This window comes from Paenibacillus sp. FSL H7-0703, from assembly GCF_038003485.1.
GTDB classification, from domain to species: Bacteria; Bacillota; Bacilli; order Paenibacillales; family Paenibacillaceae; genus Paenibacillus; species Paenibacillus polymyxa_B.
This window is the reverse complement of record NZ_JBBOPF010000001.1, coordinates 4707024-4729888: the sequence shown is the minus strand read 5'-3', so window position 1 is coordinate 4729888 and position 22865 is coordinate 4707024. Positions and strand designations below refer to the sequence as shown.

At 47.6% G+C, this 22865-nt stretch carries 16 protein-coding genes, 11 tRNA genes and 3 rRNA genes; 2 read left to right on the top strand and 28 right to left on the bottom strand.

From position 1 onward, the window contains the following. Positions 1 to 58: 58 nt before the first annotated feature. Positions 59 to 316: a post-transcriptional regulator gene (locus tag MHB46_RS21180; RefSeq protein ID WP_013311570.1), complete on the bottom strand. Its 258-nt coding sequence runs from the start codon at positions 314 to 316 to the stop codon at positions 59 to 61. A 307-nt stretch (positions 317 to 623) separates the two neighbouring features. On the opposite strand from MHB46_RS21180, the gene spoVB reads away from it, so the two are divergent. Next, positions 624 to 2198, top strand: a complete 1575-nt coding sequence (gene spoVB / locus MHB46_RS21175; RefSeq protein ID WP_341163307.1) for a stage V sporulation protein B — start codon at positions 624 to 626, stop codon at positions 2196 to 2198. A 4-nt stretch (positions 2199 to 2202) separates the two neighbouring features. Here the strand turns inward: spoVB and MHB46_RS21170 are convergent, their stop codons facing one another. Then, entirely contained in the window at positions 2203 to 2979 is a 777-nt protein-coding gene (locus tag MHB46_RS21170; RefSeq protein ID WP_341163306.1) for a DUF421 domain-containing protein, read from the bottom strand. A gap of 206 nt (positions 2980 to 3185) precedes the next feature. Between MHB46_RS21170 and MHB46_RS21165 the strand changes: the two genes are divergently transcribed. Further along, entirely contained in the window at positions 3186 to 3575 is a 390-nt protein-coding gene (locus tag MHB46_RS21165) for a TIGR04086 family membrane protein (protein ID WP_341163305.1), read from the top strand. Positions 3576 to 3663: 88 nt separating this feature from the next. Here MHB46_RS21165 and yajC read toward each other — a convergent pair whose 3' ends face one another. The 26 genes from yajC to thrB all read right to left on the bottom strand — a co-directional run bounded on the left by yajC (position 3664) and on the right by thrB (position 22862). Next, entirely contained in the window at positions 3664 to 3999 is a 336-nt protein-coding gene (gene yajC, locus MHB46_RS21160; protein WP_061829379.1) for a preprotein translocase subunit YajC, read from the bottom strand. 34 nt (positions 4000 to 4033) lie between these two features. Continuing rightward, positions 4034 to 5173 (bottom strand): tRNA guanosine(34) transglycosylase Tgt, encoded by a 1140-nt coding sequence (gene tgt, locus MHB46_RS21155; RefSeq protein ID WP_039275028.1) that lies wholly within the window; start codon positions 5171 to 5173, stop codon positions 4034 to 4036. Positions 5174 to 5193: 20 nt separating this feature from the next. Continuing rightward, positions 5194 to 6222, bottom strand: coding sequence for a tRNA preQ1(34) S-adenosylmethionine ribosyltransferase-isomerase QueA (gene queA / locus MHB46_RS21150; RefSeq protein ID WP_341163304.1), 1029 nt, complete (start codon positions 6220 to 6222; stop codon positions 5194 to 5196). Positions 6223 to 6229: 7 nt separating this feature from the next. Then, complete coding sequence (locus MHB46_RS21145) at positions 6230 to 8323, bottom strand: SpoIID/LytB domain-containing protein (RefSeq protein WP_341163303.1); 2094 nt, start codon at positions 8321 to 8323, stop codon at positions 6230 to 6232. Positions 8324 to 8551: 228 nt separating this feature from the next. Further along, a complete protein-coding gene (gene ruvB / locus MHB46_RS21140; RefSeq protein ID WP_023989937.1) occupies positions 8552 to 9559 on the bottom strand; it encodes a Holliday junction branch migration DNA helicase RuvB in 1008 nt (335 codons plus the stop codon). Positions 9560 to 9609: 50 nt separating this feature from the next. Continuing rightward, a complete protein-coding gene (ruvA, locus tag MHB46_RS21135; protein ID WP_061829382.1) occupies positions 9610 to 10224 on the bottom strand; it encodes a Holliday junction branch migration protein RuvA in 615 nt (204 codons plus the stop codon). Next, a complete protein-coding gene (gene ruvC, locus MHB46_RS21130) occupies positions 10221 to 10724 on the bottom strand; it encodes a crossover junction endodeoxyribonuclease RuvC (protein WP_013311580.1) in 504 nt (167 codons plus the stop codon). The genes ruvA and ruvC overlap by 4 nt, the downstream gene beginning before the upstream one ends. A 228-nt stretch (positions 10725 to 10952) precedes the next feature. Next, positions 10953 to 11657 carry a BofC C-terminal domain-containing protein gene (locus MHB46_RS21125; protein WP_165178740.1) on the bottom strand — a complete coding sequence of 235 codons (705 nt, stop codon included), beginning with the start codon at positions 11655 to 11657 and terminating at the stop codon, positions 10953 to 10955. 113 nt (positions 11658 to 11770) lie between these two features. Further along, positions 11771 to 11844: transfer RNA gene (locus tag MHB46_RS21120), tRNA-Pro, on the bottom strand. Positions 11845 to 11851: 7 nt separating this feature from the next. Next, positions 11852 to 11931: transfer RNA gene (locus tag MHB46_RS21115), tRNA-Leu, on the bottom strand. A gap of 12 nt (positions 11932 to 11943) precedes the next feature. Continuing rightward, positions 11944 to 12020, bottom strand: a tRNA-Arg gene (locus MHB46_RS21110). Positions 12021 to 12025: 5 nt separating this feature from the next. Further along, positions 12026 to 12100, bottom strand: a tRNA-Gly gene (locus tag MHB46_RS21105). A 35-nt stretch (positions 12101 to 12135) separates the two neighbouring features. Then, positions 12136 to 12211 (bottom strand) — tRNA-Lys (locus tag MHB46_RS21100). Between the two features lie 28 nt (positions 12212 to 12239). Continuing rightward, a tRNA-Asp gene (locus tag MHB46_RS21095) sits at positions 12240 to 12316 on the bottom strand. 26 nt (positions 12317 to 12342) lie between these two features. Further along, positions 12343 to 12419, bottom strand: a tRNA-Met gene (locus tag MHB46_RS21090). Between the two features lie 29 nt (positions 12420 to 12448). Then, positions 12449 to 12524: transfer RNA gene (locus MHB46_RS21085), tRNA-Val, on the bottom strand. Between the two features lie 10 nt (positions 12525 to 12534). Then, positions 12535 to 12606: transfer RNA gene (locus MHB46_RS21080), tRNA-Glu, on the bottom strand. 17 nt (positions 12607 to 12623) lie between these two features. After that, a tRNA-Ser gene (locus tag MHB46_RS21075) sits at positions 12624 to 12715 on the bottom strand. Between the two features lie 3 nt (positions 12716 to 12718). Further along, positions 12719 to 12794 (bottom strand) — tRNA-Asn (locus tag MHB46_RS21070). Positions 12795 to 12813: 19 nt separating this feature from the next. Next, positions 12814 to 12930 (bottom strand): 5S ribosomal RNA (gene rrf / locus MHB46_RS21065). Positions 12931 to 13081: 151 nt separating this feature from the next. Further along, positions 13082 to 16009 (bottom strand): 23S ribosomal RNA (locus MHB46_RS21060). Positions 16010 to 16303: 294 nt separating this feature from the next. Next, positions 16304 to 17859: ribosomal RNA gene (locus MHB46_RS21055) — 16S ribosomal RNA — on the bottom strand. The 16S, 23S and 5S rRNA genes sit together here with 11 tRNA genes alongside, the layout of an rRNA operon. A gap of 490 nt (positions 17860 to 18349) precedes the next feature. Then, the gene (locus MHB46_RS21050) at positions 18350 to 19936 is read right to left on the bottom strand and encodes a LysM peptidoglycan-binding domain-containing protein (protein WP_341163302.1); all 1587 of its coding nucleotides are present in this window, start codon (positions 19934 to 19936) and stop codon (positions 18350 to 18352) included. Positions 19937 to 20095: 159 nt separating this feature from the next. Next, complete coding sequence (gene ilvE / locus MHB46_RS21045; RefSeq protein WP_341163301.1) at positions 20096 to 20980, bottom strand: branched-chain-amino-acid transaminase; 885 nt, start codon at positions 20978 to 20980, stop codon at positions 20096 to 20098. A gap of 17 nt (positions 20981 to 20997) precedes the next feature. Further along, positions 20998 to 21897 (bottom strand): prephenate dehydratase, encoded by a 900-nt coding sequence (gene pheA / locus MHB46_RS21040; protein ID WP_341163300.1) that lies wholly within the window; start codon positions 21895 to 21897, stop codon positions 20998 to 21000. Then, positions 21894 to 22862 (bottom strand): homoserine kinase, encoded by a 969-nt coding sequence (gene thrB / locus MHB46_RS21035; RefSeq protein ID WP_341163299.1) that lies wholly within the window; start codon positions 22860 to 22862, stop codon positions 21894 to 21896. The genes pheA and thrB overlap by 4 nt, the downstream gene beginning before the upstream one ends. Positions 22863 to 22865 lie beyond the last annotated feature (3 nt).

Here is a 22865-nt window from a genome sequence, read left to right as displayed (position 1 = left end):
TCCTATTATAGCTACCCCTCAAAAAGCAGTCAATTTGAACGCAAAAAAAGACCCCCTTCTATTCGAAAGTGGAGCCCCGTAATGCGGACATAGTCAAATAGTTCATAAAGCTCGTCGCTTTAAGGGAAAGTATATCGTTAACGAGCTTGTGCAGCGGAGGGATACCCTCCTTTTCATATTTATGGCTGACGCAATTCCACACGTCCTTACTTGTGACATGCTCATAGCCTACGAGAATCAACTCGTCCGCCTTACTTTGACAGAGCATCTCAATTGCGTCATCCCAATCCTGCTCATCCAGCTCTTCCATACCCACGATGGCCGTTCCTCCTCCCAGCGACTACCGGTTCCGCAGATCAGCAATTAGCGGGGTTATTGACTGCTTTGTAGAACATTTCTGTCCTGATCCTGGAAAACCCTTCTTTTCGTTGAAAATAGCCTTAAATCAACAATATATGCATTCATTTCGCTCGTCAATAGCAGAATTCACCACTCTCCCTCTTGTTGTCTAAATCACTTTGTTTCTGAACGGAAAAGCTTGTCATGAAGATGGACAGGTCCAGCATATCTTCTAAAGTAATGTATAGACGCAGAATTACATTTTGGGGAAGAGGGAGTTGCGATTGAAAAAGCAGACATTCATCCATGGAGCAATTATTTTATTGGCAGCGGGAATTATCAACCGGATACTAGGTTTTATTCCCCGAATCGCACTCCCGCGTATCATCGGCCCCGAAGGAGTTGGCTTGTACCAACAGGGGTATCCCTTTTTTATCGTTCTGGTGACGCTTATTACAGGGGGAATCCCTCTTGCGGTAGCCAAGCTAGTAGCCGAAGCCGAAACGGCGGGACAGCCCGAAATGTCGCGGCGTATTTTGCACACCAGCCTGCGCTTCACCATTACACTCAGTCTGATCGCCATGGTGCTCTGTCTTGTGTTCGCGCCTTGGATCACAAGCCATCTCCTGACCGACAGCCGCGTGTATTATACATTCGTGAGCATGAGCCCAATGATAGTCATTGTAGCTGTTTCCTCGGCTTATAGGGGCTATTTTCAGGGAAAGCAAAATATGATTCCTTCTGCCACCTCCTCCATTGCGGAGACCGTTATGCGCATTTTTTGTGTCATTTGGTTTGCTTACTTGTTACTTCCTCATGGGGTAGCCTACGCTGCTGCAGGTGCCATGCTCGGTGCTCTGGCGGGCGAATTCATTGGCATGATTGTGCTGCTATGGCAATACGTGTGTAACCATCGAAAAGATCGCATCCTTCAGCCGAAGTCGCCTATCCCCTCCTCTGAGGTTCAACCCGAGCAATCATCCGTTTTGTCACGTCTTATGTCTATATCCGTTCCCGTTACTGCTGGAAGGCTTGTTGGTTCCTTATCCTATTTGCTCGAATCTATCTTGTGCATGCGTAGCCTCGCCGTAGCAGGCATTGCAACTGGCGTGGCAACCGCACAATATGGAGCCATGCAGGGCATGGTCATTCCTGTATTATTACTACCTGGAGTTCTTACCAGTTCGCTAGCAGTTTCACTCGTTCCTTCGTTATCCGAAGCAGCAGCCAAGGGGCATATCACAGCCATTCACAAACGTTTACATCAATCGCTTCGGCTCGCTTTGGTTGCAGGAGCCCCATTTGCCGTTATCATGTATGTATTGGCAGAACCTCTGTGTCTGCTACTCTACAATAATGGCGATATTGCAGGCATGCTTAAGCTCATGGCACCTTTTGCAATTTTTATGTACATTCAGGCCCCGCTTCAGGCAGCACTTCAGGCGTTAGACCGTCCTGGAAGTGCCTTATTAAATACCTTTATCGGAGCCGTTTTCAAAATTGTACTGATTGTCTGGCTTGCTTCCCAACCTCAGTATGGTATCTATGGAGCTGTCATCGCCATTTGTATTAACAGTGCCATTGTTACTCTTCTTCACGGCTTCAGTGTCAGCAGACTGCTTCGCTTCCGCGTACGTTTGCTCGATTTCTGGAAGACTGGGATAGGCATGATCATCATGGCAGCAGCAGTATTATATACCTACAGACATCTAACGATGTTCAACCAAATGTGGCTTCAGTTTATTTTTGCTGCAGGCTTGGGAATTATACTGTACCTTTTCCTGATGACCTTGATCAAAATGATTGATTGGGACAACCTTACACGCATTCCAATCCTGAGAAGATGGTTTAAAGCATAAAAATCTAATCCAAAGATTTTCCATAGGCCGGTGGTGTAATGTACACATCACCTCTATGGTTAACCGAGCATAAAAAAACATCCTTAAAATCTTTGTGTCCCTTCGCTTGAATCTGATTTTTAAGCCAAAAACGGTTCATATCCATCCGTTCCAAATTTCGATCCAGCACCTTGCCATCCATGATTAATGGAATAGGCAGTCCCTCATATCTAAACTTTCCACCGATTTGTGGAGAAGGATGGACTTTATTCACCTGTTGCTCTTTGTTTGTCAAATCTGTTCCGTTTAATTCTTGCTTCATTTTTTCGTGTTCCACTCCATCGTTATCATCCTTACCTATAACCGTTAGCTTACCTGTCGTTTCCAAAATAACATATTCAACTTCGTCCAGACTTTCTATATTTTGTTCGCGAAGTTGTAACAGTAAGTCATCTAAATTGTAACGTTGTTTTACCATTTCATCCTTGTTTAATTGTCCATTAGAGTACAATACACTGGGCCTACCATCAAATAGTAAGCGCAGTCGCCGACTTTTCAGACTGAAAAATGAAATCCCGATTTGCAAAATTAACAGCACTCCTAAAGGAATCAACCCTTCATAAAGTGGACGTTTTATATCCTCCAGGCTAAATACAGCAATTTCTGCAATCATAATGGATATGACGAGATCGAAAACAGACAATTTGCCGATCTCCCTTTTACCCATCAAGCGCATCACCAGATATACAATAAAATACATGAGCAGCGTCCGAAAAATATGAGCAAAAATATCGTGACTCAATATGTTCGCCTCCTCTCCTGTACTTGCAATAAGACATTAGTCGTTCATTGTACACGTATTCTGACCGTTCCTCACTTGGCTCATACAAAAAACAAAAGGCTAAATTATTGAAATAAAGAGAAAGACTGCTTGCGACTTGGTACTAAGCCGGGAGGCTTGGCCATAGAATGATAATAGTTCAAACCTTGGTACAGGAGGAATTATCAATGGAGCTCATTCGCCGCTGGTGTTCGTTTCGTCTGGCCCATCCCATTTTATCCGGTTTATTTTATGCTTTTGCATGGATGCTGCTTGGCGCATTGATTCTTTCATTACTCTTGTGGCTGACACAGATGCAGGAACAGGACTTATCATTGTATACGTACATCGTCCATGCATTCGCCATGCTATCTGGCGGCTTCGTCGCCGGTAAAAGATCCACAAACAAAGGCTGGTATCAAGGCGGTATGACAGGCATCCTGTATGGACTAATCGTTCTTCTGGTCGGTTTTCTGGCATTGGATGCGGGCATGAACGGCAAGGACCTGTTACACTTAGGTTTCGCGTTTGTCATAGGCGCAGGTGGTGGGATGTTTGGCATTAATCTCAACAAGTAATCACAATGTTTGTATCCATGTAATAAAACAACACAAAAAAACCGAGCCTCCTCAAAGGCTCGGTTTTTGCATAACGGTCACCAGCATTTTACGATTTGGAAACAACTTCCTCAGATGCCGTGTCTTTTGCAATCGCGTTGCTGATTGCACTGCGGTCAAAGGTCAGCTTCGTGACATCATTCACACGCAAAACTACTACATCATCCGTAATCTCCATAATTGTACCGTGAAGACCTCCGATTGTAATTACTTTATCTCCCTTTTTCAAAGCTTGAAGCATCGTTTGACGCTGCTTTTGTTTTTTCTGATTCGGGCGAATCAGCAAGAAATAGAAGATTACAAACATCAGAGCCAGTGGCCAGATCATTTGGAAAAGTCCGCCAGTTCCACCGGGTGCAGCAGCGGCTGTAGCAAAATGAAACATGTTAAATCCCCCTTTCGTATACTCTCCCTAAAACTTAAAAGCCTTTATCATTATCATGAAGACCGTACTGCTCAAAAAATTCATCTCGGAAATCAAGCAGCCTGTCATCCATAATCGCTTGTCTGACATTACGCATCAATTGTATTAAGAAATGCAAGTTATGATACGTTGTCAGTCGGAGCCCGAAGGTTTCATCCGCTTTAATCAAATGTCGCAAGTAAGCACGTGAATAATTGCGACAAGTATAACAATCACAAGCGGGATCAAGCGGGCCAAAATCACTTGCATATTGGGCATTGCGAACGACAAGACGACCTTGGCTGGTCATCGTTGTCCCGTTGCGAGCAATTCGGGTTGGAAGTACACAATCGAACATATCCACACCACGGATGGAGCCTTCAATCAAAGCATCAGGCGAACCCACGCCCATCAAATAACGTGGCTTGTTGGTGGGAAGCAGAGGAACCGTATAATCGAGCACTTCATACATCAAATGTTTCGGTTCACCTACGCTCAGTCCACCAATAGCATACCCCGGGAAATCCATGGAAGTCAAATCCGCAGCGCTTTGCTTGCGCAGATCTTCATGCATGCCTCCCTGAACAATGGCAAACAGACCTTGATCATGAGGACGCGCGTGTGCCTCTAGACAACGCTCAGCCCAACGACTGGTGCGTTCCAGTGACTTTTTCACATACTCATATTCAGCCGGAAACGGCGGGCATTCATCGAAGGCCATCATAATATCTGAGCCAAGCGAGTTTTGAATTTCCATCGCCACTTCTGGTGAAAGAAACTTCTTATCTCCATTTAAATGAGAGCGAAAATGAACACCCTCCTCTGAAATTTTACGCATTTCACTTAAAGAAAACACCTGGAATCCGCCGCTGTCTGTTAAAATAGGGCGATCCCAATTCATAAACTTGTGCAGCCCACCCGCTTCACGAATAATATCGTGGCCGGGACGAAGAAACAAATGGTACGTGTTACTCAAAATAATTTGAGCATCCATCGCTTTCAGTTCCTCAGGACTCATCGTTTTAACAGTCGCTTGAGTTCCCACCGGCATAAAGGTTGGTGTCTCAATAACTCCGTGAGGTGTGTGTACACGCCCGAGACGAGCTCCCGATTGCTTGCAGGTTTTAATATGTTCGTATCTTATTGCTGGTGCCATATTTTCTCTACCATCCTTAATTAATAAATGAACATTGCGTCCCCGAAGCTGAAGAACCGATATTGTCGGTCAATCGCCTCCTGGTAAGCATGCATAATATTCTCCCTGCCCGCCAGTGCGCTGACCAGCATAACCAAGGTGGATTTAGGCAAATGGAAATTCGTAATCATCGCATCCACCACACGGAATTCGTAGCCTGGATAAATAAAAATCTGTGTCCAGCCACTGCTGGCCTGCAGCACTCCATCTGCGAATGTATTGCCCACCGTCTCCAGCGTTCGACAACTGGTTGTTCCCACTGCCACGATTCTCCCACCGCGCGCCTTGGTTGCATTAAGTACATCTGCCGTTTCCTGTGATAATGAATAATACTCTTCGTGCATGACATGCTCTTCAATCGTATCCACAGACATCGGTCTGAACGTCCCTAAGCCAACATGAAGTGTGATAAAGGCAACGGTAACGCCCTTCTTTTTAATCTGGTCCAGCAATTCTTCTGTAAAATGCAGCCCTGCCGTTGGAGCCGCAGCCGAACCTTCATGTCGAGCATAAACGGTCTGATAACGCTCGCGGTCATCCAGTTGTTCCTTGATATACGGCGGAAGCGGCATCTGCCCCAGACGGTCCAAGATCTCCTGAAAAATACCGTCATATGAAAATGAAAGCACCCTTCCGCCCATATCTCCTTCTTCCTCAATTACTGCTTTCAGCTCATCACCGAAAACAATAACAGCACCCTTTTTTAGCTTTTTACCGGGTTTCACCAATGCTTCCCATCGGTCCCCTTGCAGTTGCTTAAGCAACAAAACCTCAGCCTTAGCTCCCGTGTCTTCCTTGATGCCAAACAAGCGTGCAGGAATCACTCTCGTATCGTTTAATACCAGCGTATCCCCTGGGTGGAGATACTGCACAATATCCGAAAACGTATGATGACCCACTTCACCGTTATTTTTGTTTAACGTCAGTAATCTGGAAGCGCTCCGATCAAGCAAAGGTGTCTGTGCAATTAATGTTTCAGGCAGTTCAAAATCGTAGTCGTTTACATTCATATATTGGTCAGTCCTTAACTATATCCACATTTTTGTAATAGTGTTGCAAAATTTTCTTGTAATCATACCCCTGCTCGGCCAAACCGTTGGCACCCCATTGGGATAAGCCCAAACCATGACCATTCCCTTTACCTGTAAAAATAAAGCTTTGTGTTTTGTCAATGACTCGTGCATGACGATCTTCATTCATGACGATCACCCCGTTACCATTTGAAGTACTGCTGCCAGATGCGGACAGGATTTGAGTGCCTTGTGTACCACTTACATGAGAAGTAGCCCCATCAGCGCCTAATACAGTATAACTTCCGGTACTCGCAATATCAAACAGTGTGCTCGGGAGTCCGCCCATTGCTGAGCGAAACATATCCGGATATTTCACTTTCAAAGGGGATCCGTTCGCTTCAACCTCCAACACTCGCCCTGATGGACCACGTTTGGTGACATCGAGGTGATTAATAGAGGAAGGCACTGTGCCCGTTACTTTCCCTTGCAGGGATCTAGCAAGCTGAGCTGACGTAAAGGGCCCCCGCACCCATGCATAGTCTCCGGACTGAGGCACCTTTTCTAATACAATTATCTCTTCGCCCGGCTGCGCCTTAGCTATTGGTGTAACCGTCGATTGAATTTGGGGAATAGGACGCACATTTGTATTTTCCGCAGTGACGGTGATTTTGTCTAACCCCGCTTCTGTGACACCCTCCAGTTCCTTAGCATTATCCTCACGAATATACCCTGTCTTGCCACTGGAGAGAAGTACATGATACCACTCCTGTGCTCCTTTTTGCGCCGAAGTATCTCCCGAGCTGTCTACGCTGGCAAAGGCTTCGCCACCACTGTTCCACACCTCGGAAGCATCTGCTGTCACACCGCCCGCATTAGATGAAAATACAGCTTCGATCACTTTGCCGCCACTTTTAATGACTTCACCAGCTGTTGCATCTACAGCCTCATTGACATTTGCATGTTCCGAGCTCTTACCGTTGTAAGCCTGGCTTAACGTGCCATCTACTACATTGCCGATCTGAAACCGATTGCCTTGGGCAAGCGCGTAGCTGCGAGCCGCTACCGCTTGAGCCTTGAGCGCTTCATCTGGCCATGAGGAATAGACCTCTGCTCCTACCACGGAATACAAATACTGCTCCAAAGGAACTTCATTCACAAGCGCCAGCTGGCCTGACGTCATGCCAATCTCCATCTCGCCGCGATATGTACGCTGTGATCTTTCCATCACTTGTATTCCATCATTACCGCCGTTGACAATTACCTTGCTATTATCAGAACCACTTAGCATGTAATGAGACATCACCTGCGAGCCAGTCGTGACTCCTGCTTCCTGTCTTATAATGAGGCCGGTTTGAGTAGTATTAACTTTAGACAACGTGAGTCTCGGCTGCTTGCTCTCCAGCTCTGTTTTCAAAGCCGACAGCTTGCTGTCATTACTTTCTTCTCCAACCCATACAGCATACTGGCCTCTTGATTGAATTACAGTAAAAGCATCAAAGCCTGCCGCAGCAATTGTCGTTCGAACGAGATTAGCTTCCTGCTCGCTTCCGTAGCTACCTGTGGACCAATGCTTGTTTCCCTTAACCTCGGCCTGCGCTCCGGTTGCGGAGGAAATCCGCTGTACAGCAGCCTGCGCAGACTGTTCACTAGCATATATTCCCGCGTACACTTGATAGACAGAGCTACCGTTTTTTGAACCGATAAAAACCGTAGGTTTATCATTAGTCTTTTGCAGGGCTTGAGCCGCTTTTATCGCCGCTGCTTCATTTCCTTCAAGTACCTTCACCCGATAGCTGTCTACACTAAAACGAGCCGTACTGTCTGGCAGTCCCATCCAAGTTTGAAAACTGCCCCCACTGTTCTGTCCAACACTCAGACCTCCTGATGATTTCAAGGTTACAGCGGGGACTGTCGCTTTATATTTGCTACCTAGATCCGCAAAAATCACTACACGAATATCCTCTTGGGCGGCAGCAGCGTGAACGCCCGAAGACCAAGGTATGCACACTGTGGCTAATACCATAATCGCTGCTGCTCGTTTGGCCCGGCCCATCCATGCACCGAAATTACTTTTTCGGTTAAATGCTTCTCCACTCATTTCTGGCTCCCCCAATCTAGCTGTCTAGCACTTATATTGCGTAATTTATCGGGATCTCGACCCTTGTCTATCCCTTTAAATACATCGGCGGAATAAACCAAAATATGAACCCGCTCGAATCTTACTTACACTCTCACTTCCCTCAATCATCCGTCAGCCGATATCGTATTCACCATACTTGCGTGTAATCATGCAATGATTTTTTGAAAAGTGCATCATGTTTCCTAATCACCGTGGATCCGTTGGCATTGGGATTCCAAGGTGGCCATATGCCGCCGGAGTCACTGTTCGTCCCCGAGGTGTTCTTTGTAAAAGGCCAATTTGTAACAAATAGGGCTCGTACACATCCTCAATTGTCTGGCTCTCCTCACCAATGGTTGCAGCAATGGTGTCCAATCCTACAGGCCCGCCCCGGAATGAATGAATCATGGCCTTAAGCATTTTATGATCAATTTCATCCAGTCCGAGTGGATCTATTTGAAGTCTCTTTAGCGCCTCTGCAGCCAACTCAGAATGAATAATACCGTCTCCGGCAACCTGGGCAAAATCACGCACCCTTTTTAACAGTCGGTTAGCAATACGCGGGGTCCCCCGTGAACGCAATGCGATTTCCTCCGCCGCATCCCCAACAATCTCAATCTCCATAATATCCGCATTCCTGGACACGATGTAAGCCAGCTCGTCTGTCGTATAAAACTCTAATCGACTAATAACACCAAACCGGTCACGCAATGGCGCAGAGAGCAGCCCAGCGCGCGTAGTGGCCCCTATAAGGGTAAAGGGTGGCAAATCCAGACGGACCGAACGTGCACTCGGGCCTTTACCAATCATAATGTCCAGCGCAAAATCCTCCATCGCCGGATACATGACTTCTTCCACCGTACGATGAAGGCGATGAATCTCATCAATGAACAAAACATCACCCTCTTGAAGATTGGTCAGCAATGCTGCCAAATCTCCCGGCCTTTCAATTGCAGGACCTGAAGTCGTACGCAGATTAACCCCCAGCTCATTAGCGATAATATTAGCAAGAGTTGTTTTACCCAACCCAGGCGGTCCGTACAACAGTACATGGTCCAACGCTTCTTTACGCATTTTGGCCGCTTCAATATATACTTTCAGATTTTCCTTAACCTGATTTTGCCCGATATATTCATTTAGATAACGGGGGCGAAGGCTCAGCTCCGCCGTCTGGTCTTCCATCATCAAATTGGCGGAAATAATCCGGTCATCCATATTCCATCGCTCCTCTTTTCACCAGACATTTGTTAACGGACATCATCGTCCTATCCGGCAAACAACAGTTGCAAAGCCCGCTTCATCAAAATATCGGCAGATTCATCAGGTTTCGCATCTTTTTTCATTCTGCTCCATACCTTATCCAACTCAGCATCAGTGTAACCCAGCGCCTTGAGCGCCTCACGGGCCTCGCCCCAATATGAACCTTCGCCTTCTTCTACAACAGGCTCAGCAAACAATCCGGTTGCCATCCCCAACGAGCCAATACCGTCCAGCTTGTCTTTCAAATCCAGAATCATACGTTGTGCCGTCTTTTTACCGATCCCCGGTAACTTGGTGAGAAATGTGATATTCTCCTGATAAATCGCCGTTACCACATGAGCAGGCGTACCGCCTCCTAAAATACCAAGCGCAACACGCGGTCCAATACCAGATACATCAATCAGTTTCCGGAAAAGCTGCTGCTCCTCACGGGTCGCAAAACCGAACAGTAAAATAGCATCTTCCCTTACATGATGATGAATGTAAATAACCACTGGACCTTCAGTTTTGGCGAACGCGTAAGGATTCGGACAAAATACCCGGTACCCTACACCCTGCACATCTAAAACGACATATTCATTTTCCAAATGGGCCACAGAACCACGCAAGAAATCTATCATTTTCGCAATACCTCATTTAATTTTGAATTTAGTCCATAGGAGTGCGCATGACAAATAGCCACCGCCAAAGCATCCGCTACATCGTCCGGTTTGGGCACAACTTGAAGCTTTAGGAACATTCTAACCATTTCTTGTACCTGCTTCTTCTCAGCCTTACCATACCCTACAATAGCCTGCTTTACCTGCATCGGCGTGTATTCACCTATAGGCAAATTACGTTGTTTTGCAGCTAATACCAGCACCCCACGTGCCTGACTTACAGACATAGCGGTTGTAACGTTGCGATTAAAAAAGAGCTTTTCCAGTGCTACCGCATCAGGCTTATATTTATCTATTAATTGCAACATGCCTTCGTACACATGAAGCAGCCTTTCTTCTTCCGGTGTATGAGCCTCCGTCTGGATACAGCCATACTGCACAGGAACTACTTTACTGCCAATCTTGTCTACAAACCCGAAGCCCACAATGGCAATACCCGGATCAATTCCTAAAAAACGCAAAAAAATCTCTCCCCTATCGCTCAAACATGGCGTACCCAACCAAAAGCCAGCGTTATCCTGAATATAATCATGGTCAAATACCATATAAAGCGAACATATGTGTCGTTCTTTTCATTATAACAAAACTTTGTATCTAATAGAGGAAAAAATTTAAACGTGAGTAAAAACATAAAAAGAGACGCTTCAAGCCTCACCACATGGGCAATGCCTAACGTCTCGTAGTTGTAATCAATAGTGCTGCTTTAATACCCTTTGTGTTCGCTCCAGGGCAAAGTCACTAAAAGTGGAGATTACACTGTTATACTCATTTATATCCTGTACACGTATTCCCTGCTGAAGTTGTTTATATACCCCTTCTGGTAAGGCCGTCTCCATGGAACCCACATCCAATTGAAAAAAAGTGCGGATAACTTTTTCCTTTTTAGGTAGCCCTTCATACAATGTAAGCTGCCCGTCAGTGCTTAACCCCATGTATCCATGCTCTTTGCATGACTCTGACAAGTCTTCCACCCTGCGCTCCAGCCACACCTCTCCTTTGGTATTAAGTCGTCCCTTCCAATCGGGATGTTGCTTCAGTAAGGTCTCTAGCTGCTGTGAACTTAGCGTTCCCAAGGAAAGTGTTTCCGTACCACACACGTAGGTGGTTAACAGACGGGTCTTCCTGCTTATACCGGAAGCACGAATACTTTGCAATAGTTGCATCTGTGAGGAGTGATCTTCAGTTGGACTCAGATGTGGAGCCTCCTCCATGCTCTCCTCTGCCATGACGGTAGTAGCGAGTGGCTGTGACAACATAGCCTGCAAATAATTCGAAAACAGAATACCCAACCCTGCCAGCAAACAAGCCGCACCAAAAATGCTACAAGCCCACACTGTTCTTCTCCACTGTTTCCAGCGCCGTTTCATCTGTTTTTTCCAACTTAATCGCTTCACAGTAATCCCTTCCGTCCCACTTTTTGTGTTAGTGTGACCTGAGGATTACTGATTTATACAAAAAGATATGAATATAAAAAAAAGCCGCTGCTTCCAACGACTTTCCTTTTGAATCGGGATGACACGATTTGAACATGCGACCCCCTGGTCCCAAACCAGGTGCTCTACCAAGCTGAGCTACATCCCGAAATAGATGCCGGTGAGAGGACTCGAACCTCCACGGTTTCCCTCACGATTTTGAGTCGCGCGCGTCTGCCAATTCCGCCACACCGGCTTATGAAGTTAATGGCGCGCCCTGAGAGATTCGAACTCCCGGCCTTTTGATTCGTAGTCAAACGCTCTATCCAGCTGAGCTAAGGGCGCAAATATGGAGCGGACGACGGGAATCGAACCCGCGACCCTCGCCTTGGCAAGGCGATGCTCTACCGCTGAGCCACGTCCGCAATATCATTATATCCATGACATATAAGTTCATGAATGGTGAGCCATGAAGGACTCGAACCTTCGACACCCTGATTAAAAGTCAGGTGCTCTACCAACTGAGCTAATGGCTCCCAACAGGGTAATATAACTTTGTAAAAATGGCGGAACTGACGGGATTCGAACCCGCGATCTCCTGCGTGACAGGCAGGCATGTTAGGCCTCTACACCACAGTTCCATAGCAGTTTACATTCAAAAGTTAATTGGTTGCGGGGGCAGGATTTGAACCTGCGACCTTCGGGTTATGAGCCCGACGAGCTACCGAACTGCTCCACCCCGCGATAATATTAGGTACTGCTTTTTAAATAAATGGTGGAGGCTGAGGGGCTCGAACCCCCGACCCTCTGCTTGTAAGGCAGATGCTCTCCCAGCTGAGCTAAGCCTCCATACTACTTATGACCCGTAGGGGATTCGAACCCCTGTTACCTCCGTGAAAGGGAGGTGTCTTAACCCCTTGACCAACGGGCCATACAATAAAATAATTATGGCGGAGAGAGAGGGATTCGAACCCTCGAGACGCTTTTGGCGCCTACACGATTTCCAATCGTGCTCCTTCGGCCAACTCGGACACCTCTCCATATGGCTCCCCGAACAGGACTCGAACCTGTGACAACTCGATTAACAGTCGAGTGCTCTACCAACTGAGCTATCAGGGAATATTAATCATAAAGCTCTGCTTGGCGACGTCCTACTCTCCCAGGACCCTGCGGTCCAAGTACCATCGGCGCTGGAGGGCTTAACGGTCGTGTTCGGGATGGGTACGTGTGGAACCCCTCCGCTATCGCCACCAAACATGAATTTACATCGTAAATTCTACCGTACGGTTATTCAGTTCATCACTTATCGTGTGAATGAATAGCCATGCGCTTGTTGTATGTATTTCTACATACCTTCAAGGTTACACCCTGAAAACTGGATCCGAAACTCATTTGCGTTTTATTCTTAGGATAAGCCCTCGACCGATTAGTATTGGTCAGCTCCATGCATTACTGCACTTCCACCCCCAACCTATCTACCTCGTCGTCTTCAAGGGGTCTTACATACTGGGAAATCTCATCTTGAGGGGGGCTTCACGCTTAGATGCTTTCAGCGCTTATCCCTTCCGTACATAGCTACCCAGCGGTGCTCCTGGCGGAACAACTGGTACACCAGCGGTACGTCCATCCCGGTCCTCTCGTACTAAGGACAGCTCCTCTCAAATTTCCTACGCCCACGACAGATAGGGACCGAACTGTCTCACGACGTTCTGAACCCAGCTCGCGTACCGCTTTAATGGGCGAACAGCCCAACCCTTGGGACCTACTTCAGCCCCAGGATGCGATGAGCCGACATCGAGGTGCCAAACCTCCCCGTCGATGTGGACTCTTGGGGGAGATAAGCCTGTTATCCCCAGGGTAGCTTTTATCCGTTGAGCGATGGCCCTTCCATGCGGTACCACCGGATCACTAAGCCCGACTTTCGTCCCTGCTCGACTTGTAGGTCTCGCAGTCAAGCTCCCTTCTGCCTTTGCACTCTTCGAATGATTTCCAACCATTCTGAGGGAACCTTGGGGCGCCTCCGTTACTCTTTAGGAGGCGACCGCCCCAGTCAAACTGCCCACCTGACACTGTCCTCGCACCGGGTCACGGTACCAAGTTAGAACCTAGATACGATCAGGGTGGTATCCCAAGGATGCCTCCTCTCAAGCTGGCGCTCAAGATTCTACGGCTCCCACCTATCCTGTACAGATCGTACCCAAATTCAATATCAAGCTGCAGTAAAGCTCCATGGGGTCTTTCCGTCTTGTCGCGGGTAACCTGCATCTTCACAGGTATTAAAATTTCACCGGATCTCTCGTTGAGACAGCGCCCAAGTCGTTACGCCATTCGTGCGGGTCAGAATTTACCTGACAAGGAATTTCGCTACCTTAGGACCGTTATAGTTACGGCCGCCGTTTACTGGGGCTTCGGTTCATAGCTTCGCCCCGAAGGGCTTACCACTCCCCTTAACCTTCCAGCACCGGGCAGGCGTCAGCCCGTATACTTCGCCTTGCGGCTTCGCACAGACCTGTGTTTTTGCTAAACAGTCGCTTGGGCCTTTTCACTGCGGCCCCCTCGGGCTATTCACCCTACCGAGGCACCCCTTCTCCCGAAGTTACGGGGTCATTTTGCCGAGTTCCTTAACGAGAGTTCTTCCGCGCGCCTTAGAATTCTCTTCTCGCCTACCTGTGTCGGTTTGCGGTACGGGCACCTTCTCCTGGCTAGAGGCTTTTCTTGGCAGTCTGAGATCATGACCTTCGCTACTACAATTTTCGCTCCCCATCACAGCCCAGCCTTAACGATGTGCGGATTTGCCTACACATCAGCCTCACTGCTTAGACGGACATCCATCAGTCCGCGTCACTACCCTACTGCGTCACCCCATTGCTCATAACGGATTACGGTGGTACAGGAATTTCGACCTGTTGTCCTTCGACTACGCCTATCGGCCTCGCCTTAGGTCCCGACTTACCCTGAGCGGACGAACCTTCCTCAGGAACCCTTAGGCTTTCGGCGGATCTGATTCTCACAGATCTTTTCGTTACTCATACCGGCATTCTCACTTGAATGCAGTCCAGCGCTCCTTACGGTACACCTTCAACCCGCATTCAACGCTCCCCTACCCCTGATGCAAGCATCAAGCCATAGCTTCGGTGGTGTGTTTAGCCCCGTTACATTTTCGGCGCAGAGTCACTCGACCAGTGAGCTATTACGCACTCTTTCAATGGTGGCTGCTTCTAAGCCAACATCCTGGTTGTCTGTGCAACTCCACATCCTTTCCCACTTAACACACACTTGGGGACCTTAGCTGATGGTCTGGGCTGTTTCCCTTTCGACAATGGATCTTAGCACTCACTGTCTGACTCCCGGAACTAAATCTATGGCATTCGGAGTTTGACTGAGCTTGGTAACCCTTGCGGGCCCCGCACCCAATCAGTGCTCTACCTCCACGATTCTTTTTTCCGAGGCTAGCCCTAAAGCTATTTCGGGGAGAACCAGCTATCTCCGGGTTCGATTGGAATTTCTCCGCTACCCCCACCTCATCCCCGCATTTTTCAACATGCGTGGGTTCGGGCCTCCAGTGCGTGTTACCGCACCTTCACCCTGGACAGGGGTAGATCACCCGGTTTCGGGTCTACGTCCACGTACTCATTCGCCCTATTCAGACTCGCTTTCGCTGCGGCTTCAGCTCTTCACCTTAACCTTGCACGGGAACGTAACTCGCCGGTTCATTCTACAAAAGGCACGCCATCACCCATAGATCGGGCTCTGACTTCTTGTAAGCACACGGTTTCAGGATCTATTTCACTCCCCTTCCGGGGTGCTTTTCACCTTTCCCTCACGGTACTGCTTCACTATCGGTCGCCAGGGAGTATTTAGCCTTGGCAGATGGTCCTGCCGGATTCATACGGGGTTTCACGTGCCCCGCACTACTCGGGATCCGTCTCGGAGGGAACAAGTTTTGAATTACAGGGCTTTTACCTTCTCTGGCGGGCCTTTCCAGACCTCTTCATCTAACCGGTTCCTTTGTAACTCCATGTGAGACGTCCCACAACCCCAAGGAGCAAGCTCCTTGGTTTGGGCTAATCCGCGTTCGCTCGCCGCTACTGACGGAATCACTATTGTTTTCTCTTCCTCAGGGTACTTAGATGTTTCAGTTCCCCTGGTCTGCCTCTATTCTGCCTATGTATTCAGCAGAAAGTGACTGTCGATGAAGACAGCCGGGTTTCCCCATTCGGACATCCCCGGATCAAAGCTTGCTTACAGCTCCCCGAGGCTTTATCGTTGTTCGCCACGTCCTTCGTCGGCTCCTGGCGCCTAGGCATCCTCCGTGTGCTCTTTGTAGCTTAACCTAGACTTTTCTTTTAAAGAAAGAAAATGTCGATGTTCGATAAAGAATGATTTTTGCCAAAGGCAAAAGATCTTTCCTTACCCGCTACCTTTATTTCACTTGTTTACACAAGATCAGCTTAAAGGAATATTCTAAAACGCAATTTTGTTTCGGTATCCAGTTTTCAAGGTGCAAAGCTGTAAACAACCAGCCTTTTTGAGAGTTTGAGCTCTCAAAACTGAGCAACGAGTGAGTAGTTTTTGAAGCATACGCTTCATATTTGAATGTTTCCATTGCAGGAAACGATTCTCCATAGAAAGGAGGTGATCCAGCCGCACCTTCCGATACGGCTACCTTGTTACGACTTCACCCCAATCATCTACCCCACCTTCGGCGGCTGGCTCCCTTGCGGGTTACCCCACCGACTTCGGGTGTTGTAAACTCTCGTGGTGTGACGGGCGGTGTGTACAAGACCCGGGAACGTATTCACCGCGGCATGCTGATCCGCGATTACTAGCAATTCCGACTTCATGTAGGCGAGTTGCAGCCTACAATCCGAACTGAGACCGGCTTTTCTAGGATTGGCTCCACCTCGCGATTTCGCTTCCCGTTGTACCGGCCATTGTAGTACGTGTGTAGCCCAGGTCATAAGGGGCATGATGATTTGACGTCATCCCCACCTTCCTCCGGTTTGTCACCGGCAGTCTGCTTAGAGTGCCCAGCTTGACCTGCTGGCAACTAAGCATAAGGGTTGCGCTCGTTGCGGGACTTAACCCAACATCTCACGACACGAGCTGACGACAACCATGCACCACCTGTCTCCTCTGTCCCGAAGGAAAGGTCTATCTCTAGACCGGTCAGAGGGATGTCAAGACCTGGTAAGGTTCTTCGCGTTGCTTCGAATTAAACCACATACTCCACTGCTTGTGCGGGTCCCCGTCAATTCCTTTGAGTTTCAGTCTTGCGACCGTACTCCCCAGGCGGAATGCTTAATGTGTTAACTTCGGCACCAAGGGTATCGAAACCCCTAACACCTAGCATTCATCGTTTACGGCGTGGACTACCAGGGTATCTAATCCTGTTTGCTCCCCACGCTTTCGCGCCTCAGCGTCAGTTACAGCCCAGAGAGTCGCCTTCGCCACTGGTGTTCCTCCACATCTCTACGCATTTCACCGCTACACGTGGAATTCCACTCTCCTCTTCTGCACTCAAGCTCCCCAGTTTCCAGTGCGACCCGAAGTTGAGCCTCGGGATTAAACACCAGACTTAAAGAGCCGCCTGCGCGCGCTTTACGCCCAATAATTCCGGACAACGCTTGCCCCCTACGTATTACCGCGGCTGCTGGCACGTAGTTAGCCGGGGCTTTCTTCTCAGGTACCGTCACTCTTGTAGCAGTTACTCTACAAGACGTTCTTCCCTGGCAACAGAGCTTTACGATCCGAAAACCTTCATCACTCACGCGGCGTTGCTCCGTCAGGCTTTCGCCCATTGCGGAAGATTCCCTACTGCTGCCTCCCGTAGGAGTCTGGGCCGTGTCTCAGTCCCAGTGTGGCCGATCACCCTCTCAGGTCGGCTACGCATCGTCGCCTTGGTAGGCCTTTACCCCACCAACTAGCTAATGCGCCGCAGGCCCATCCACAAGTGACAGATTGCTCCGTCTTTCCTCCTTCTCCCATGCAGGAAAAGGATGTATCGGGTATTAGCTACCGTTTCCGGTAGTTATCCCTGTCTTGTGGGCAGGTTGCCTACGTGTTACTCACCCGTCCGCCGCTAGGTTATGTAGAAGCAAGCTTCTACATAACCCCGCTCGACTTGCATGTATTAGGCACGCCGCCAGCGTTCGTCCTGAGCCAGGATCAAACTCTCCATTAAAGACCAACCGAAGTTGGTTTATAGAAAGAGCGATAAGCTCATGTTGAAACTGACGAGATAAAAATATCTCTTGTTTGATTTTGCGAACAAAATCGTTTTACTCACTCGTTGTTCAGTTTTCAAAGATCAAACCTACATAATGCCTTGCTTTGTTTCACCACCGTATCTCAGCGGCGACTTAAATAATATATCATGTTTTCTACGTCTTTGCAACACTTTTTTTCAAAAGAATTTTTTAATCAATTCTGCTTTGTTTTCGTGTTGCTAACTATCTTGCAAAAGACAGCTATAAGAATATACCACAAAATCACGCTAAAAAGCAACACCTTTTTTTAGTTTTTTTCTCATCTTTAAAATCACTGCATTTAAATAAAGAGACCATTATTCCCACAAGCAGAATAACAGTCTCTTTAACATTCATTTCTTCCTCTTAATGAATAATAAAGCCGGGCACTACCAGGAGGTTCCTCTCCTTTTACATATAGCCACGTCAGTCCTTAATCCACGGATTTTTACGCGAACGTGCATTATAGGATGAGGAGCGGGATTTTTGCTTTTTATTAGTAGCATTTTTACTGGAAACCTTGGCTTTGGATGTCTCTTCTTTGGATGTACTGCCAGAGCTGTCTTTTGATTTACCTTTACGTACGCTACGATCCTTTGGTTTAGAAGAAGAACCAACTTCATTTTGGGATGCAATAGTCAGATTGTTACCAATCTCCTGCGTTCCTGGAATTGCTGGTGCCGACTGGACGTTCTCTTCCCGGCATCCACAGTCTGGCATAAACATATAGGGTGTTGTATATCCCTCTAATGGATACATAGGTGCATTCCCATGCGCAAACGGATGATAAGGGGAATTCGCAGATTGTTGTCCTTGTAGTTGGCTATAGTCGGACACGTGCCCACCCGCAGGCGAACCATATGGAGGTCCTCCCCATGCCTGGCTCCATTGACTGCCCTGGACTGTACTCTCTGGATACTGCTGTGGATGCCCTTGATGGATAAATGGAGGATAGACAGGGTAGGATGCATTTTCAGACGCCTCATGACTCGGATAATATCCAGGGGCGCAGCAATCTGAATAGGCAGGATAAGGTGTTGGATGGGCATTTATAGGTGGTGTCTGCACAGGCCCCCAGCACCATGGATGCTCACAATCATGATGATAGCCCTGATCAGAAACTACAGTAGGAGAGGCGTGTTCTGCTAAGGAGGTATTTATAGGCGCATTCCCCCAAGTTTGAGGAGACTCAATCCCCGGATACCACGAGTTCGGCATTGCATTTATTTGTGGGCTATAATCAAATGTCGGCTGTTGTATCGACCACTCGGAATTTACCATCGGCTCCGATTTTGTGCAGCCGCAAAATTTTTCAGCTACAGGTTGCTTCACAATAGTTGTAGGAAGCTGTGGCTTAGATGCGATGGGTTGGGTAACTATAGGTTGCATTTGAGGTGGAGCAGGTGGAGTAACTATGGGCTGCATTTGAGGTGGAGCAGGATTTACGGGTGCCATAGGAACTTCAGGCAGTTTTAATTCAGGAAGCTTAGGAGGATTCACTGTTTCTTTCGGCTGTGTCATCTCTTCTTTGGGGCTAGGCATATTCTCCTGCTTAGGCTGCGTCAACTCCTCCTTGGGCTGGGTAAGTTCTTGCTTGGTTGGGGATTCAGGTTTAGGCTGTGTCATCTCTTCTTTGACTGCGGTATTTTTTTTATTCTCAGTAAAATCAGACGCCTCTTCTTTGTAGTGTGGAATATTAACTGTTTCTCCAACCAGAAGTGCGTTCGGGTTTTTAAGCTGGGAATTGGCATCAATAATTAGCTTAAGCGGTACATTCCACGCCTTGGACAACTTCCACAATGAATCTCCTTGCTTAACCTTGTGTTGATATACCGTTGACGGCTGTGTTTCCATCGTAACAGGGTCTGTTGGAATTTTAATTTTCTCGCCGATACTCAACTGATTAGGGTCTGCCAATTGGGGATTGGCGGCAATAACTTTCTCCAGCGTCACATTATACTTCTGTGCCAGCAAGTACAGAGTGTCACCTTTTTTGACGATGTGTATTTTCACAGGTCACAAACCTCCTAGACTTTCGTTCGGGCGGGATAAACGCCCGGCTTCTGTTATTACATCCTATGCACCTCCCGGGCGAATGACCCCATACAAACAAAAAAATCCTCTCAACCGAATACTCTCGCGAGCATTCAGTTAAAAGGATTCGGTTTTATTTTAGTCCTGCCACACTTTGTAGCCATCCTGATCCACAATCTTACGGAACTCAGCCAGGAGCTCCAAAGTCACTGGGCCAGCAACGCCGGAGCCGATCGTACGACCATCCACTTCATAAGCTGCAATAACTTCTGCCGCAGTTCCTGTAAAAAACACCTCGTCCGCAACATATACATCATGCAGTGTAAAAGGTTGTTCCTTAAGAGGGTATCCAAGCTTAGCACACAAATCGATAATAGCATTACGAGTAATCCCTTCAAGCGCCCCTAAATAGCAAGGAGGTGTATATAACACTCCGTTTTTGACAATGAAAATGTTGTCCGCAGAGCCTTCCGTCACATACCCTTGGGAATTGAGCATAATAGCCTCACCTACACCAGCATAGTTAGACTGGATCTTCACGAGGATATTGTTGAGATAGTTCAATGATTTAATCTTCGGATTCAAAGCGTCTGGGATGTTGCGACGCTGAGAGACAGAAATTGTCTTCAGGCCAGTCAAGTAAGCTTCTTCCGGGTAAATGGCGAGCTGCTCCACGATAATGATGACACTCGCCTTCGCACAACGAAGAGGATCTAAACCTAGATTTCCTGCACCTCGGGATACAATCAGACGGATATATCCGTTACGCATTTCGTTAAGACGAATCGTTTCAGCCATTGCTTCCAATATTTCATCAGGAGACAAAGGAATGTTTAACTGAATGGATTTCGCAGAATCATACAGACGCTCCAAGTGCTCCTTACATTTAAAAATATTCCCGTTATAGATACGAATGCCCTCAAATATACCGTCTCCGTACAAGAATCCATGATCATATACGGAAACCTTTGCGTTTTCCTTAGTCACATGCTGCCCATCCAGATAGATCCATTGTTCTGCCATTAAAACCACACCTCCGATTAATGTTCCTTTAAAATAGGTTCGATCGCTGCATCAACATACTTGTAGCTTGGATAAGAGCCAAGAACACGTACATGGCACCCCAAAGCCTCGATCTCTGCAAAGGCTGCCGGAAGCAGAACGGAATGCAGAGATTCCAAAACTTCAATGTAAAAATAATAATTCCCCAATTGCTTTTTGGTCGGACGCGATTCAATACGGGACAGATTTAACCTGCGCCATGCAAATGCGGATAAAACCTGGTGCAGCGCTCCCGGGAAATCCTGCGGCGGCGTGACCAAAATACTGGTTCGTTGACCTTCAGGCGTACCCGGGAGACTTATAGGTTGATGACCGATCAAGACAAAGCGGGTAAAGTTGTTATCGTGATCCGTTACTTTGCTGGCCAAAATATCCAATCCGTGTTTGGCAGCCGCGAGCTTGGTTCCGAGAGCGGTCCAGCCTTTACCGGGGTTATGTTTAACAATTTCGACGGCTTCTGCCGTACTTCCTGCACCCTCCAGCTCGGCCTGAGGAGCGGAAGCCTGTATGAATTCTTTACACTGGGGAAGCGCTACAGGATGAGACATAATTTTGACCACTTTGCTCAAATCCAGCTTGTCCAAATCCTTCGTAAACTCACTACGATGTCCAATAAGATTTTGAATTGAAGGATATACCCATTCCGCCTGCATTTGAATGTCTACTTCATGTACAAGCCAGTCCATATGCAAACTTACAGAGCCATCAATCGTATTTTCAATGGGAATTACACTATAGTCTGCCTGTCCCTTGTCTACTGCCTGAAATACGTCCGCAATATGCTTGTAAAACAGTAATTCATGGGGCGTATCTCCTAACAAATACTTAATCGCTTCATGAGAAACGGTCCCCTCAGGAAGAAGTGCAATTCGTTTCATATCGTAAGTTCCCCTTTAATCATATCCATAAAAGGGAGTGTATTCCCTTCTGTATATACTTTAACTCCTTCACTCTCAGGGCGCAATTTTAAAACAGAAGCAGTGATCCCCTCTTTGTTCATGGTATCCGTTAAATACTGCTCCAGCTCCGCTTTCCGATTCACCCGTTGATCCGTCAATGCCAGCAGCGTCGGTCCAGCCCCACTGAGAGCCACACCCAAGGCACCATAATGGTGCGCATCCTGCAGGATCTCTGTCATACCCGGCACAAGCGCCGCACGGTAAGGCTGATGAAGCTGATCACGCATCGCTTCGGCAATTAAATCGGTTCTTCCCGACGCCAATGCTGCTACTAGCATGGAAGCATGACTTATATTATATACGGCATCCTTCAATGATACATGCGCGGGTAGAACCTCTCTGGCTTTCGACGTGGATAGCTGAAAATCTGGAATAACTACCATAACCTCCAGATTAGCATCCGGTTCAAGTCGTAAATGCCTAGCATGCTCGCCATCCCACATCGCTGTAATAATACCACCAAATAGGGAAGCTCCAACATTATCCGGATGTTTTTCAATGGCGCTTGCCATATCGAACAGTTTGGAATCCGGCAGAGGCGAGCCAATCAACGTATTGGCAGCGACCAAGGCGCCCACAATAGCAGAAGCGCTGCTACCCAAACCGCGGGTAAGCGGAATATCCGAGTACATCGAAATATCGAGCTCAGGAACAGATACACCTGCTTCCCGAAAAACCATTTGTGCTACCTTGAAAATCAGATTAGTTTTATCTTGGGGAACACCATTCATTTCATCTCCGTATAAATGAAAAGCCGTCTGTTCGGCCTCCTTCATTTCAATCCATGCATATAAGGACAATGCCATGCCCAATGTATCAAAGCCGGGACCCAAGTTGGCCGTACTCGCAGGCACACGCACTCTTGCTGTTTTTAAAACGGTCATACA